The following is a 13615-nucleotide window of genomic DNA, read 5'->3' as shown; positions in this document are numbered from 1 at the left end:
AGGGACTCTCATCTGGTTAAAGATAGCGCTGGTTAAAGACGACTGTAGGGTAAAGAGAAAGTAAACAAAAGCACAGTGACATCACTCGCGGCTAGCGAATCAATCAAACGTTCGTTACATTGTGAGAATAGGCTGATTAGCGCTTAACAACGCAGCGTCTATATGTCGATATAAAAACAACTCAGGAGATAATAATGCGCACACGACCGTTTTCTCGTTTGATAATGACTGCAGCGCTTGGCAGCACGCTAATGCTGTTACCCTTAACGGCCTTGGCCTATGAAAACGAACTGTTCTCCTTGAAGAACCGTTGGGAACATACGGTGAGCGACTTGCCAGCTAACCAGCGTGAAGGCACGTTGGACGTTTTGTCCAATGAAGTCACGACGTTGGCCAGCGAAAACCCGGATCAGCCGGAGCTTCTGATTTGGCAGGGCATTATTCTGGCTTCGTATGCGCGTGAACGTGGTGGTTTCGGCGCGTTGGGTATCGCTGGTGATGCGCGTGATGCGCTTGAACAGGCCATTGCGCTTGATCCGCAAGGAGGAAACGGTTCTGCCTACGTCACACTGGGCGCACTTTACGACAACGTACCTGGGCGCCCAATTAGCTTTGGAAGCAGTGAAAAAGCTCAGCAAATGTTTCAGCGTGCCGTTGAGATTCGCCCTGAAGGTATCGACGTCAACTACTATTACGCCGCGTTCCTGCTTGATGAAGGGAACACCGCCGCTGCCCGCGAGCACGCTGAACGCGCGGTGAACGGTACTCCACGAGCGCAGCGTGAACTCTCCGATGAATCGTTACGCCGCGATGCCCAAGCCATGCTAAACCGTCTGTAACCCCGCCTAGGCCAGGTTGGCATTCCCGGTAGCAAGCATTGATAATGGGGTAATTGTGATTACTGGGAGTGCCGCATGGCATTCAATGCTAAAACTTCATCATTAGAAACACCGCCTTTTGGCCGTGACGATATAGAGCTGATTGAGCGTAAAACGCTTCATCAGGGCTTTTTTCGCTTGGAAGTCATGGAACTACGCCACCGGCTTTTTGAAGGTGGTTGGAGCAAGCCCATGCATCGCGAAGTGCACCACCGTCGCGATGCGGTAGGCGTATTGCTTTACGACCCTGCACGGGATGCGCTTGTGCTGGTGGAGCAGTTTCGTGCTGGTGCTTTCGATGATCCCGTTTCGCCCTGGAAGCTAGAGCTGGTTGCAGGGTTGGTTGAACAAGATGAATCACTCGAAGAGGTTGCCCGGCGCGAAGCGCTGGAAGAGTCGGGCTGCGTGGTAGGCCCGTTAACGCTAATGCATACGTACTACCCAAGCCCTGGCGCGTGCAACGAACGCGTAACGCTTTTTTGTGGGCTGGTTGATACTCAAGGTATGGGCGGTATTCATGGTCTTGACGAGGAGCATGAAGATATCCGTGTTCACGTGGTGTCTTTTCCGACCGCGTGGGAACTCTTGATACAGGGAAGACTCGACAACGCCATGTGTTTGATTGGATTGCACTGGCTAGCTGGTCAGCGTGCTTCGTTGCGCGCGGCATCCCAACGAGCGCTCACGTAAAGTGAAAACCACGAGGAGTGTTCATGGCAAGAACAGCCTATGTCACCGATTTAAAGTCGCTCCAGGGGGAGTGCAGCGCCAACTACCTGCGGTTATTACGCCTGGTGGGCGATATGGAGAGTGGCCAGCGCCGAGAGATCGCCTTAAGCAGTGACGAGCAGTACTTTGGCGATTTGCAGCTTACCGTATTGGAACATGCCCCTTACACCACCATGGTGGCGGTCACTCAAAGCGGTCCGTTGGATTCAGTTATGGACGGCCCGCGCATGCGCGTGCACCTTTACCATGACGTGCGTATGGCGGAGGTGACGGATTTTCAGCGTCAGCGCCACTTTAGTGGCCGCTATCGATATCCTAATGCGCAGATGCATCAGCCTGATGAAAAGCTCCAGTTAAACCGCTTTTTAGGCGAATGGTTAGCGCATGGACTAGCCCATGGTCATACTTGCGATTTACCGGAGATGCGCTAATGCGCCTTGTACAGATTACCGATGCTCACTTGCATGCTGATGTTACTACACGTTCGCGTGCGGGGGTTCCTTGGCTGCATTTTCAACGTGTTCTCGCGGCGGCAGCGGCTGAACGTCCGGACGTTATCGTTGTGACGGGAGACATCAGTCAGGATGAAACAGCGGCTTCCTATGCACTGGCCAAGGAGGCGTTGGCTGACCTTCCTTGCCCGTGGTTTTGGCTCCCGGGCAATCACGACCAGGTAGCATTCATGTGCGCCGAGCATCCGCTGCTTGACGAGGTAGATTTGCAGCAGTGGCGTCTGCTGCTGCTCAATACCCAAGTGCCGGGCCAACCCTTCGGCGAGCTGGGCAGCGAACAGTTGATGGCATTAACGACACGTTTGGAAGAGGATGACCGCCCCACGCTGATTGCCATGCACCATCCACCGGTGGATGTTGGCGCTGACTGGATGGATGCTATCGGCCTACAAGATCGTGAAGCGTTTTGGCAGGTTTTAAGCGCTTATCCTCAGGTGAAAGTCGTGCTGTTTGGTCACGCTCACCAAGCGTATGCGCAGCACATTGAAACAGCGGCAGGTTCAGTGAGTGTTTACGGCTGCCCAGCCATGTCTGATCAGTTTATGCCGGGCGCTGATGAATTTACGATTGATGAAGCCTCACGGCCTGGTTATCGAGTGATAAACCTTAGCGGTGAGCAGTGGGATACCTGGGTCGAGCGCGTTGACGTATAGCGATATCATGTTTTTTATGTTCGTTAGGCGATAAAAGAATAAAAAGATAGTTATTAATTCTTTTGGGTTATTATTGACTCGGCGTTACTCTATCCACAATCGAACGTATAACGTTTTAATTCAGCGTGTACTGCAAGCTTATAAAAATTGGCTTGTTTTGTGAGGTAGCAGACCATGACTCAGTTCTCCCCGCTCTCTTCGACGCCCCGGCGTGAGGTGCCCAGCGCACTTAGCGCCGCGCGTCTCACTCATTTAAAACAGCTTGAAGCCGAGTCCATCCATATCATTCGTGAAGTGGCGGCTGAGTTCAGTAACCCGGTCATGATGTATTCGATCGGCAAAGACTCTTCGGTGATGCTGCACCTGGCGCGGAAGGCATTTTATCCCGGTACCCCGCCGTTTCCACTGATGCACGTGGATACCACTTGGAAATTCCGGGAAATGATCGAGTTTCGTGATCGCATGGCTTCCGAGGCGGGTATGAAACTGATCGTGCATACCAACGAAGAGGGGCGGGAGGCGAATATCAACCCGTTCGAGCATGGCAGCGCCAAATATACCGATATCATGAAGACCCAAGCGCTCAAGCAGGCGCTGGACAAGCATGGTTTTGATGCTGCGTTTGGCGGTGCCCGGCGCGATGAAGAGGCCTCTCGGGCCAAGGAGCGGGTCTACTCCTTCCGTGACAAATACCACCGTTGGGATCCCAAAAACCAGCGTCCTGAGCTCTGGAACATGTATAACGCCAGGGTCAACAAGGGTGAGTCGATTCGCGTGTTCCCGCTTTCCAACTGGACGGAGCTGGATATCTGGCAGTACATCTATCTGGAGTCTATCCCGATTGTGCCACTGTACTTCGCAGCCAAGCGCCCAGTGGTTGAGCGCGACGGCATGCAGGTGATGGTAGACGACGATCGTTTGCCGCTAGCGCCAGGTGAAGTGCCTGAAGAGAAGTCGGTGCGTTTCAGAACGCTTGGGTGCTACCCGCTAACCGGCGCAGTGGAGTCCGAAGCGGCAACGCTGCCGGAAATTATTCAGGAAATGCTGCTGACCCGCACCAGTGAGCGCAGTGGTCGCGCCATTGATCGCGACCAGGTGGGTTCGATGGAGAAGAAAAAGCGCGAGGGGTACTTCTAATGTCTCATCAATCTAACTTAATCGCTGACAACATCGAGCAGTACCTGCACGAGCATGAAAACAAGGACCTGCTGCGTTTTATTACCTGCGGCAGTGTCGACGACGGTAAATCGACCCTGATTGGTCGCTTGCTGCACGACTCCAAAATGATCTTTGAGGATCAACTAGCAGCGATTACTCAAGCGTCCAAAACCAGCGGTACCACGGGTGATACGGTTGACTTGGCGCTATTGGTAGACGGTCTGCAGTCCGAGCGTGAGCAGGGCATTACTATTGATGTCGCCTATCGGTTCTTCTCGACGGATAAGCGCAAATTTATCATTGCCGATACGCCAGGCCATGAGCAGTACACACGTAATATGGCCACCGGCGCTTCTACGGCAAGCCTTGCGATTATCCTTATCGACGCTCGCTATGGCGTGCAAACCCAAACGCGTCGGCATAGCTTTATTGCTGACTTGTTGGGTATTCAGCACTTGGTCATTGCTGTCAACAAAATGGATTTAGTGGGCTTTTCTGAGCAGCGCTTTGAGGAAATCAAGGCAGAGTACCGTGCGTTTGCAACGAATTTGCAGGTGGACGATATCCAGTTTGTGCCCATGTCGGCGCTCAATGGCGATAACGTCGTTAACCGTAGCGAGCACACGCCGTGGTATCGCGGCGAGACGCTGATCGAACTACTCGAAAATACCGAAATCAGCCAAGACGACAACCTGACGGATCTGCGTTTGCCCGTACAGTATGTCAATCGGCCGAACCTGGATTTTCGTGGTTACTGCGGGACGCTGGCCGCCGGGATCTTACGCCCCGGCCAAGCGGTAAAAGCGCTGCCTTCGGGTAAAACCTCTACCGTGGCGAGGGTTGTCACTTTTGAGGGTGATTTAAGCGAAGCCTATCCCGGCCAAGCGATTACCGTGACGCTTGAAGACGAGATCGATATTTCTCGTGGCGACTGGCTCGTCAGTGCCGATGCGGATGTGCCGCTTTCCAACCGGTTTACTGCTGATGTGGTCTGGATGCATGAAGACCCACTAACCCTGGGTAAGCTTTACGACTTTAAACTCGCTACCCGCGATCTTTCCGGGCAGGTCAGCGCTATTGACTATCAAATTGATGTTAATACGCTTGAGAAGCACACAGCGCAGGCGTTAAACCTCAATGCGATTGCTCGCTGTGATATCGAGCTTACCGCCACCGTACCCATCGATAATTATCGGGTTAGCCCTAAAACGGGAAGCTTTATTATTGTCGATCGGCTGACCAACGTAACGGTGGGAGCGGGAATGATTCGTGAAGCGGGTTCAGCAGGTGCTGCTGAAGCCCCCACCACGGACTGGTCAGCGTTTGAGAAAGACCTTAATGCGCTGGTACGCAGGCACTTTCCGCACTGGGAAGCCAACGATATTAGTCAATTGCTCAAACGCTAAATCATTTTTTATCAATAGTCTTTACCAATAGTCTTTATCAACAGGTTGGCCCGCTTTGATTAAGCGGGCTTTTTTATATCTACTTAAATCAAACATCTCTAATCTAGCGGTCGGCTCGCTTGACGCTCTCCCAGGATACGCCACACTGATAAAGCGTTTTTCACGCACGCCTCATCACGAAAAGGAGAGCATGATGAACCAAACACTAAAGGGTAAACGCGTCGCTATTGTGGCGGCCGATGGCTTTGAGGAGTCTGAGCTGAGTTCACCGCGTGACGCACTCAAAAATGCCGGTGTTGATGTTGATATCGTGACACCTGAAGGCAACGATATTCGTGCCTGGGCAGAAACTAATTGGGGTGATACATATTCGGCTGATAAAGCGCTGACAGATGTCAATGAATCTGATTATCACGCCCTGGTACTGCCAGGCGGCCTGTTCAATCCCGACGCGCTGCGGGTCAAAGAAGACGTGCTAAGTTTTGTAAAAGCATTTTTTCACGCAGGTAAGCCAGTAGCCGCTATTTGTCATGCGCCATGGATTTTAATTAACGCTGGCTTGGTAGAAGGTCGTCGTATGACGTCGGTGCCCACCGTGGCTCAGGATTTACGCAATGCGGGCGCGGAATGGGTCGATGAGGCCGTCGTGGTGGATAATGGTTTGGTCACTAGCCGTACCCCCAAAGACCTGGATGCGTTCAATGCCAAGCTCCTTGAAGAGCTGCAAGAAGGACGCCACTCAGGTCAACACGCCTAATGTCATGGTTGAGCCCGTGGGCAAGCTTTGTTAAAAGGCTTGTCCACACGGTTGCAAAACCGATGAAGCGAGACCGTGGCCGCGGGGGGATGGTCGTTCATCCTTACCGTGGTTACGGTTCGTCCAGTGAAGTGTTTTTGATGGGGCGGGTGTTCCGCCAAGCCGCTCTTGGCCGCGCTATTCCACGCCGAGGGATGCTGCGCGACACAGCTGATGTAGCGCGCCGCATTTTTCGACGGGGCTTGGCCGGTGCCCAAGTTGATATTCGTATCGGTGAAAACGAACTGTCCTTGACAACCGACCGGGATGGCTATTTCGATGCGCACCTTCCGATTACCCATTCGCTGCCTATCGATGTGTCCTGGCATCGAGCGGATATTAGGGTGCATGCGGAAAACCAGTCGCCTGTACGTACTAATGTTGAGGTATACGTACCGCCACCGGAAACCGACTTGCTGATTATCAGCGATATTGATGACACCGTCATGTTTACCGGCGTTGCCGAAAAGCTAAAGATGCTCTACCGCCTGTTTGTGCGTAAACCCCATCGGCGTACGGCGTTTCCAGGCGTTGCCTCGCTTTATCAGGCGCTGCACCGGGGCGAAAGTGAGAAGGCCGAGCGACCCATCTTGTATGTATCCCGCGGGCCATGGGCTATTTACGAAATGCTCGAAACGTTCTTTCAGCTTAACCGGATTCCGGTAGGTCCGATCCTGTTTCTACGCGAGTGGGGAATTTCGCTGCGTCACCCCTGGCCGCGCCGTGCCGAAGCTCACAAGCGCTTGTTAATTGATCGAATGTTGACGCTGTTTGATGGGCTACCGTGCATCCTGATTGGCGATAGCGGACAGCACGACCCAGAAGTGTATGCTGAGATCGTGAAAGCCTATCCTGGGCGCATCAAGGCGATTTATATCCGTCGCGTGGATAAAGACCCTGAGCGCGAGAAGGCCATTCAACGGCTTCGCGATGAACTGGTCAATTCCGAGTGTGACCTGGTGCTCGCACCCGACAGTGTATTAATTGCTGAGCACGCCCACGCCAATGGGGATATTTCAGCGCGGGGCCTGGAAGCGGTCGAGCGCGATGTAAAAGAGCATCGCGAAGAAGAGCGTCGTGAAGCCCAAGGGGAAGTCTAGCCTCAACTCTGTTGTTGCTAGCCCGACCATGATAAAACGAAGCCTTTCCCTGTTTTCTCCTAGTGAGTGTTAAGTCATCATGGTCGTTCTATTCGTCGTGCTGTTACTCGCGGTATTTATACTGCCCAATGTATGGGCAAAGTGGGTGCTAAAACGCCATATGCGAGGACGTAATGACTACCCTGGCACCGGCGCTGAGCTTGCCGAGCATTTGCTACGGCGTCTGGGTATTAAAGACATTCCCGTTGAGCGTACCGAATTCGGCGATCATTACGACCCAGAGACGCGCTGTGTGCGCCTTTCGCCTGACCATTATGATGGCTGCTCGTTAACGGCGGTTACCGTTGCCGCTCATGAAGTAGGCCATGCGTTGCAGCATCACCAAGGCTATGCGCCACTGCTGGCACGCAGCCGCTTGGTAGGTGTTGCCCAAAAGGCAGAAAAAATGGGCGCGATTCTAATGATGGCCGCGCCGTTTTTATTCTTGTTGACGCGCGTGCCGGGCGGTTTGGCGTTAGTCATTGGCATGGCGGTGATCAGCTTTGGTACCGCCGCCCTGGTGCATCTGGTCACGCTGCCGGTGGAGTTTGATGCCAGCTTCAACCGCGCACTGCCGCTTTTAAAAGAGTACGTGCCACCCTACGACATGTCGGGCGCTCGGCATGTGCTTACCGCTTGTGCGTTCACCTATGTTGCGGCTTCACTTGCCAGCATGTTGAACCTGGGCCGCTGGCTGGTGATCTTGCGCCGCTAAACGCTAACGACTGTGCTGGCTTAAATAACTGTTTTTACAGCCTGTTCCGGCTTGTTGGCAATAATCACTGCCCGCCGCGGCGCCGGGTAGCCTTCGATGGTGCGGGTACGATCATTGGGATCTAAAAAGTCGGCCAAGGATTGATAGGTCATCCACTCGGTGGAGCGCTGCTCGTCCAGGGTGGTGACTGCCTCATCGACCACGAGAATATTGGTAAAGCCGCAACGGCTAAGCCAGTGGCAAAGCGCTTTGGAGGAGGGTAGAAAGTAAACATTAGGCATCGCGGCGTAACGCTCGCCGGGAACAAACACCGTTTGCTCGTCGCCTTCCACCACCAGCGTTTCCAATACCAGCTCGCCACCCGGCGCCAGCGCGGCTTTTAGCTGCTGAAGATGTTCAAGTGGCGAAGGGCGGTGATAAAGCACGCCCATTGAAAACACCGTATCAAAAAAGCCGAGGTTTTCCGGTACATCCTCGATTCCGACCGGTAGAAACTGAGTGCGCCCACCGTCTGCATCGCCCACAAAGTGGCGCACTGCTTGGAACTGCCAGTAAAAGCGTGGTGAAGGGTCAATCACCAGCACGAAGGCCGCTCCTGTTCCGGTCATCCGCCAGGCGTGATAGCCGCTGCCGCCGCCTACATCCAACACCTTGCGGTATCTCAGGGGGGCTAAATGAGGCGCCACGCGCTGCCATTTCCAATCAGAGCGCCATTCGGTGTCGATATGAATGCCGCCCAGCTGAAAAGGTCCTTTGCGCCACGGAGCCAGCTTACGCAGTAGATTAAAGCATTGGCGTTGCTGGCTATCGCTGAGCGCAAGCTCTACCGTTAGCGTATCGCTGTCCAGTTGAACGTGGCGCTCGGCCGGTAAGGCCGGCAGTTTGGCAACGGCCTTCTCCCAGGCGGGCAGGTCGCCATGACGTTGGCGGTCAAGCCCTCTGGCCAGCTGCTCGGGTAATTTAGCCAGCCAGGTCGTTAAGCCCTGGTCTAAAAACGCCTGATAAAGTGCGCGGTGGTCATCAGGGAGCTCCACTTAACTCTCCTTAAACGCAATGACAGAGGCAAAGTTCAAGTATTGAAACCACGTTACCGTACGTGGGAAGCCTGCCTGCTGTAAGCGCTGATGCAGCGCATCCAGCGTATCGGGCACCAACACGTTTTCAAGTGCGGTGCGCTTTTGGCTGATTTCCATGTCGCTGTAACCATTGGCGCGTTTGAAGTCATGATAGCGCTCAACTCGCCAGGCATTATCCCGCTCATCGACGTCAACGGTTTTTTCCGATAAAACCAGCACGCCGCCAGGCTCGAGCGCGTCAAACAGCCGCCTTAACAGGGCATCCCGGTCAGCCGGTGGCAAAAACTGCAGCGTAAAGTTAAGAATGATCATGCCGGATGGCGCATACTCGAGCGTGCGAATGTCGGCTTCTTCCACGCTCATGGCATGTTCAGGGCACTCTTCGGTGAAGGTCTGGCGAGCACGCGACACCATTGCTGGTGATAAATCGACGCCGGTATAGCGAAACGCGTCAGGGGCGAGTGCGCCCGCAAGCGCCAAGCCTGAGGCGCCGAGCGAGCAGCCCAGGTCATACACGTGGCCGCCATGGCGAAGGTGACGCTGGGCAATCAGGCTCAGCATGCCCAGGATTTGGCCGTAGCCTGGTATAGAGCGACGGACCATGTCGGGAAAACAAGCCACTACCTGTTCATCGAACGAGAAGCGCGCCACTCGATCAAGGGGTGTCGAAAAGATAGCGTCACGGTAAGATGCATTACTCATTGGCAAGCCGGGAATCATCAAAAGGGGGGAGTAGTTTACGCGCCCTGATTTGACCAGAACAGACCCGAGCTGCATGGTTCGACGCCACAGGAGACGGCAAATGGCCTCAGCATCACGCGCCACCCCCGATAAACTGCCCGCATGGCAGACATTAAAACAGCATGCCGATGAACTCAAAGGCGTTCATTTAAAAACACTATTTGGCTCGGAGAGCAGCCGATGGGCGAATTTTACCCGCCATGAAGCCGGCCTGACGCTGGATCTTTCCAAGCAGCGTTGGGACGACGATACGCTTGAGCATCTGTTAGCGCTGGCGCACGATGCGGGTGTGCCCAGCGCTATTGATGCCTTATTAAGTGGTAAGCGGGTTAACGTTAGTGAGAACCGCCCAGCCTTGCACACAGCGCTGCGTTTACCGGCCGAGGCAACGCTGAACGTTGAAGGGGAAGATATTGTCGCCGGAGTGCAGGAAAGCCTGGCGCAAATGGAGCGTCTGGTGTGCCGTTTGCACGCCGGGCAGTGGAGAGGAGCCACGGGCAAGCCCATTCGCCATGTGGTGAATTTAGGCGTCGGCGGCTCGGATTTAGGGCCGTTGATGGTGACCCATGCACTGGCCGATTATCGGCCTGAGAATATTCATCCCGTTGAGGTACATTTTGCCTCGACAATGGATGGCTCGCAGCTGGCCGATTATTTAGGGCGTCTAAATCCGGAAACGACCCTCTTTGTGCTCTCCTCCAAGTCGTTTACCACCATTGATACTCTTTCCAACGCCAATACGGCCAGAGACTGGCTGTTGGGCCGTTTAACTCAGCATAGCGATTTTGTCAGTGCTCCACCGGTAAGCGCTGAACTTATTGTGCGCCAGCACTTTATTGGTGTGTCGGCCAGCCCCGAGAAAATGAGCGAGTGGGGCATTGCGCCCGACCACCAGCTTAAATTCTGGGAGTGGGTAGGCGGGCGCTATTCGCTATGGGGCACGATTGGTTTGCCGATTGCTCTGGTCGTAGGCATGACGCATTTTCGCGAGCTGCTGGCCGGTGCCCACGCCATGGACCGCCACTTCAGTGAAGCGCCCATGGAAGATAACCTGCCGGTTCTGCTGGCCTTGGCCGGCATCTGGAACGTTAATTTTCTGGATATCCGCGCCCACTCAATCCTGCCTTACGATGGTCGGTTGGAATATTTTGCTGCCTACCTTGAACAGCTGGAAATGGAGTCCAACGGCAAGTCGGTTACCCGCCAGGGCCAGGCGGTCAATTATTCGACCTGCCCGGTACTGTGGGGGCAGCTGGGCCCCAATGCTCAGCATGCGTTTTATCAGCTGCTTCATCAGGGCACTCAGTCGGTTGTGTGTGATTTTATCGCTCCGCTCAAGCGTTATGATGAGGTGGAAGACCCGGATACTCGCCGCCATCTCAAAGCGCAGCACCGGCTAGCGCTTGCCAACTGCTTTGCCCAGTCCCGCGTTCTGATGCTCGGCGATGACGCGCTGGATGATGATGGCCCCCGTCCAGAGCACAAACGCTATCGCGGCAATCAGCCATCGACCACGGTACTGCTGGATACACTAACGCCCGCTACGCTGGGGGCTTTGATTGCCCTTTATGAGCATAAGGTGTTTGTTCAAGCCGTTATCTGGGATATCAATCCGTTCGATCAGTGGGGGGTGGAGCTTGGCAAAAAAATTGCCACGGATACCCAAGGCATCATCGATGGGCAGGGCGACATTACCCGCATGGATGCCTCTAGCCGCGGCTTGATTGAAGCGTTTTGGGCCGCCGAGCAGGATGGGTAACTGCCTCGGGCGTCTATGAAAAAGCGTGCTCCCAGTTTTCCTGCCATGTATTAGATATGGCTGGATATACAGCTTTTTGCTATTCTAGCGATCTTTGTCGGCCGCCTGTACAAGTTACAGGCGGCTGCCAGCTTTACCCTTCAGGAACCGACGTTACATGACCCAGTTTGATGCCTCTCAGTACGGCGCGAGTTCTATCGAAGTCCTGTCAGGGCTCGAGCCGGTACGTAAGCGTCCCGGTATGTACACCGATACCTCACGGCCCAATCACCTGGCCCAGGAAGTGATTGATAACAGCGTCGACGAAGCGCTGGCCGGCCACGCCTCTTTTATTCGTGTCACGTTGCACAGCGATGGGGGCATCGAGGTTCAGGATGACGGCCGAGGTATGCCGATTGATCTTCACCCCGAGCACGGCGTTTCAGGGGTGGAGCTGATTCTTACCAAACTGCACTCAGGCGGTAAGTTCTCCTCTTCAAGCTATCGGTTTTCTGGTGGCCTTCACGGCGTTGGCGTCTCGGTCGTTAACGCGCTTTCACGGCGCCTGGAAGTAGAAGTGACCCGTGACGGCGCGCGCCATGCGATTGCCTTTGAGCACGGCGAAAAAGTCGAAAATCTGCATGAAATCGGCAAGGCGGCTAAACGCGCTACCGGAACTTTAGTGCGTTTTTGGCCTGATGAGAGCTATTTCGACAGCCCCAAACTGGCCGTTTCAAAGCTTAAACATCTACTGCGCGCCAAAGCGGTGCTCTGCCCAGGGCTTGCCGTTACGCTGATTGAGCCAGATGGCACCAAAACCGAGTGGGCCTACGCTGATGGTCTGCGCGACTATTTGGCCGAAGCCACCGATGGCTATGACGTACTGCCCGGTGAACCGTTTGTCGGCCACTTCAGTGACGACGAGCACGGTGTGGATTGGGCCATTCAATGGCTACCGGAAGGCGGTGAGTCGCTGTTGGAAAGTTACGTTAACCTGATTCCCACGCCGCAAGGCGGCACTCACGTTAACGGTTTTCGATCAGGACTGCTGGATGCACTACGCGAGTTTTGTGAATATCGCAGCCTGCTGCCGCGCGGCATCAAACTCACCGCTGAGGACCTTTGGGAGCGCGCCTCTTTCGTGCTTTCGGTGAAAATGCTCGACCCCCAGTTTGCCGGGCAAACCAAAGAGCGGCTGTCATCACGCACCATCGCAGGCTTTGTCTCCGGCGTGGTGAAGGATGCCTTCTCGTTGTGGCTCAATCATCATATTGATCAAGCCGAGCAGTTGGCGGAGTTGGTGATCAGCGCCGCTCAGCATCGCCAGAAAAAGGCCAAGAAGGTCGCCCGTAAAAAGGTCACATCAGGCCCGGCGCTTCCCGGCAAGCTTGCTGACTGCTCCGGGCAGGACCCGTCACTTAGCGAGCTGTTTCTGGTCGAGGGCGACTCGGCCGGGGGCAGTGCGAAGCAGGCGCGTAACCGCGACACTCAGGCAATCCTGCCCCTGCGCGGCAAGATTCTGAATACCTGGGAAGTCGAGACGCACGATATTTACGGCTCTCAGGAAGTTCATGATATTGCGGTCGCGATTGGCGCTGATCCAGGTAGCGCCGACCTTGAAAAGCTGCGCTACCACAAGATCTGTATTCTTGCCGATGCCGACTCCGATGGTTTGCACATTGCCACGCTGCTGTGCGCGCTGTTTGTACGCCATTTTCCGGCGCTGGTGGATGCCGGTCATGTGTTTGTCGCCATGCCGCCCCTTTACCGCATCGATTTAGGTAAAGAGGTGCACTACGCCCTCGATGAGAGCGAAAAAGCCGCCGTGCTCAAGCAACTGGCGAAAAAGCGCGGTACACCTAACGTACAGCGCTTTAAGGGCCTGGGCGAAATGAGTCCTTTACAGCTGCGCGAAACCACCATGGCGGTCGAAACCCGTCGCCTAGTGCAACTCACCCTGGAAGAGGGCGATGGCACGATGGAAATGATGGATATGCTGCTCGCCAAGAAGCGCGCCAGCGACCGCAAGAAATGGCTGGAAGATTACGGCAACCTCGCAGATATTGAGGTATAA

At 54.7% G+C, this 13615-nt stretch carries 13 protein-coding genes; 11 read left to right on the top strand and 2 right to left on the bottom strand.

Annotated elements, in window-relative coordinates; genetic code table 11:
• The first annotated feature begins 194 nt into the window (after positions 1-194).
• The 9 genes from ACT3R4_RS01290 to ACT3R4_RS01250 all read left to right on the top strand — a co-directional run bounded on the left by ACT3R4_RS01290 (position 195) and on the right by ACT3R4_RS01250 (position 7986).
• On the top strand, positions 195-839 hold the full coding sequence (locus tag ACT3R4_RS01290; protein WP_441676990.1) for a tetratricopeptide repeat protein: 645 nt from the start codon (positions 195-197) through the stop codon (positions 837-839).
• A gap of 75 nt (positions 840-914) precedes the next feature.
• Positions 915-1568, top strand: a complete 654-nt coding sequence (locus ACT3R4_RS01285; protein WP_192526284.1) for an NUDIX domain-containing protein — start codon at positions 915-917, stop codon at positions 1566-1568.
• Between the two features lie 23 nt (positions 1569-1591).
• A complete protein-coding gene (locus ACT3R4_RS01280) occupies positions 1592-2038 on the top strand; it encodes a DUF1249 domain-containing protein (protein WP_172116250.1) in 447 nt (148 codons plus the stop codon).
• Entirely contained in the window at positions 2038-2772 is a 735-nt protein-coding gene (locus ACT3R4_RS01275) for a metallophosphoesterase (protein WP_192526285.1), read from the top strand. The genes ACT3R4_RS01280 and ACT3R4_RS01275 overlap by 1 nt, the downstream gene beginning before the upstream one ends.
• A gap of 174 nt (positions 2773-2946) precedes the next feature.
• Positions 2947-3909 (top strand): sulfate adenylyltransferase subunit CysD, encoded by a 963-nt coding sequence (gene cysD / locus ACT3R4_RS01270; RefSeq protein WP_172116252.1) that lies wholly within the window; start codon positions 2947-2949, stop codon positions 3907-3909.
• On the top strand, positions 3909-5336 hold the full coding sequence (cysN, locus tag ACT3R4_RS01265; RefSeq protein ID WP_192526286.1) for a sulfate adenylyltransferase subunit CysN: 1428 nt from the start codon (positions 3909-3911) through the stop codon (positions 5334-5336). Before cysD ends, cysN begins: the two co-directional genes overlap by 1 nt.
• 193 nt (positions 5337-5529) lie before the next feature.
• Positions 5530-6093, top strand: coding sequence for a type 1 glutamine amidotransferase domain-containing protein (locus ACT3R4_RS01260; RefSeq protein ID WP_192526287.1), 564 nt, complete (start codon positions 5530-5532; stop codon positions 6091-6093).
• A complete protein-coding gene (locus ACT3R4_RS01255) occupies positions 6093-7232 on the top strand; it encodes an App1 family protein phosphatidate phosphatase (protein ID WP_192526288.1) in 1140 nt (379 codons plus the stop codon). The genes ACT3R4_RS01260 and ACT3R4_RS01255 overlap by 1 nt, the downstream gene beginning before the upstream one ends.
• A 79-nt stretch (positions 7233-7311) precedes the next feature.
• Entirely contained in the window at positions 7312-7986 is a 675-nt protein-coding gene (locus tag ACT3R4_RS01250; RefSeq protein WP_192526289.1) for a zinc metallopeptidase, read from the top strand.
• A gap of 20 nt (positions 7987-8006) precedes the next feature.
• On the opposite strand, the gene cmoB is transcribed toward ACT3R4_RS01250, so the two are convergent.
• Both cmoB and cmoA read right to left on the bottom strand, forming a co-directional pair.
• Positions 8007-9020, bottom strand: a complete 1014-nt coding sequence (cmoB, locus tag ACT3R4_RS01245) for a tRNA 5-methoxyuridine(34)/uridine 5-oxyacetic acid(34) synthase CmoB (RefSeq protein WP_192526290.1) — start codon at positions 9018-9020, stop codon at positions 8007-8009.
• Positions 9021-9764 carry a carboxy-S-adenosyl-L-methionine synthase CmoA gene (gene cmoA, locus ACT3R4_RS01240; protein WP_087109693.1) on the bottom strand — a complete coding sequence of 248 codons (744 nt, stop codon included), beginning with the start codon at positions 9762-9764 and terminating at the stop codon, positions 9021-9023.
• A 100-nt stretch (positions 9765-9864) separates the two neighbouring features.
• Here cmoA and pgi point away from each other — a divergent pair, with 100 nt between their 5' ends.
• Positions 9865-11562 (top strand): glucose-6-phosphate isomerase, encoded by a 1698-nt coding sequence (gene pgi / locus ACT3R4_RS01235; protein WP_192526291.1) that lies wholly within the window; start codon positions 9865-9867, stop codon positions 11560-11562.
• 157 nt (positions 11563-11719) lie between these two features.
• Positions 11720-13615 (top strand): DNA topoisomerase IV subunit B, encoded by a 1896-nt coding sequence (parE, locus tag ACT3R4_RS01230; RefSeq protein WP_192526292.1) that lies wholly within the window; start codon positions 11720-11722, stop codon positions 13613-13615.

Source organism: Halomonas sp. AOP7-E1-9 (genome assembly GCF_052376035.1).
Classification (GTDB): domain Bacteria; phylum Pseudomonadota; class Gammaproteobacteria; order Pseudomonadales; family Halomonadaceae; genus Vreelandella; species Vreelandella citrativorans.
This window is presented reverse-complemented; position numbering and strand designations above follow the sequence as displayed.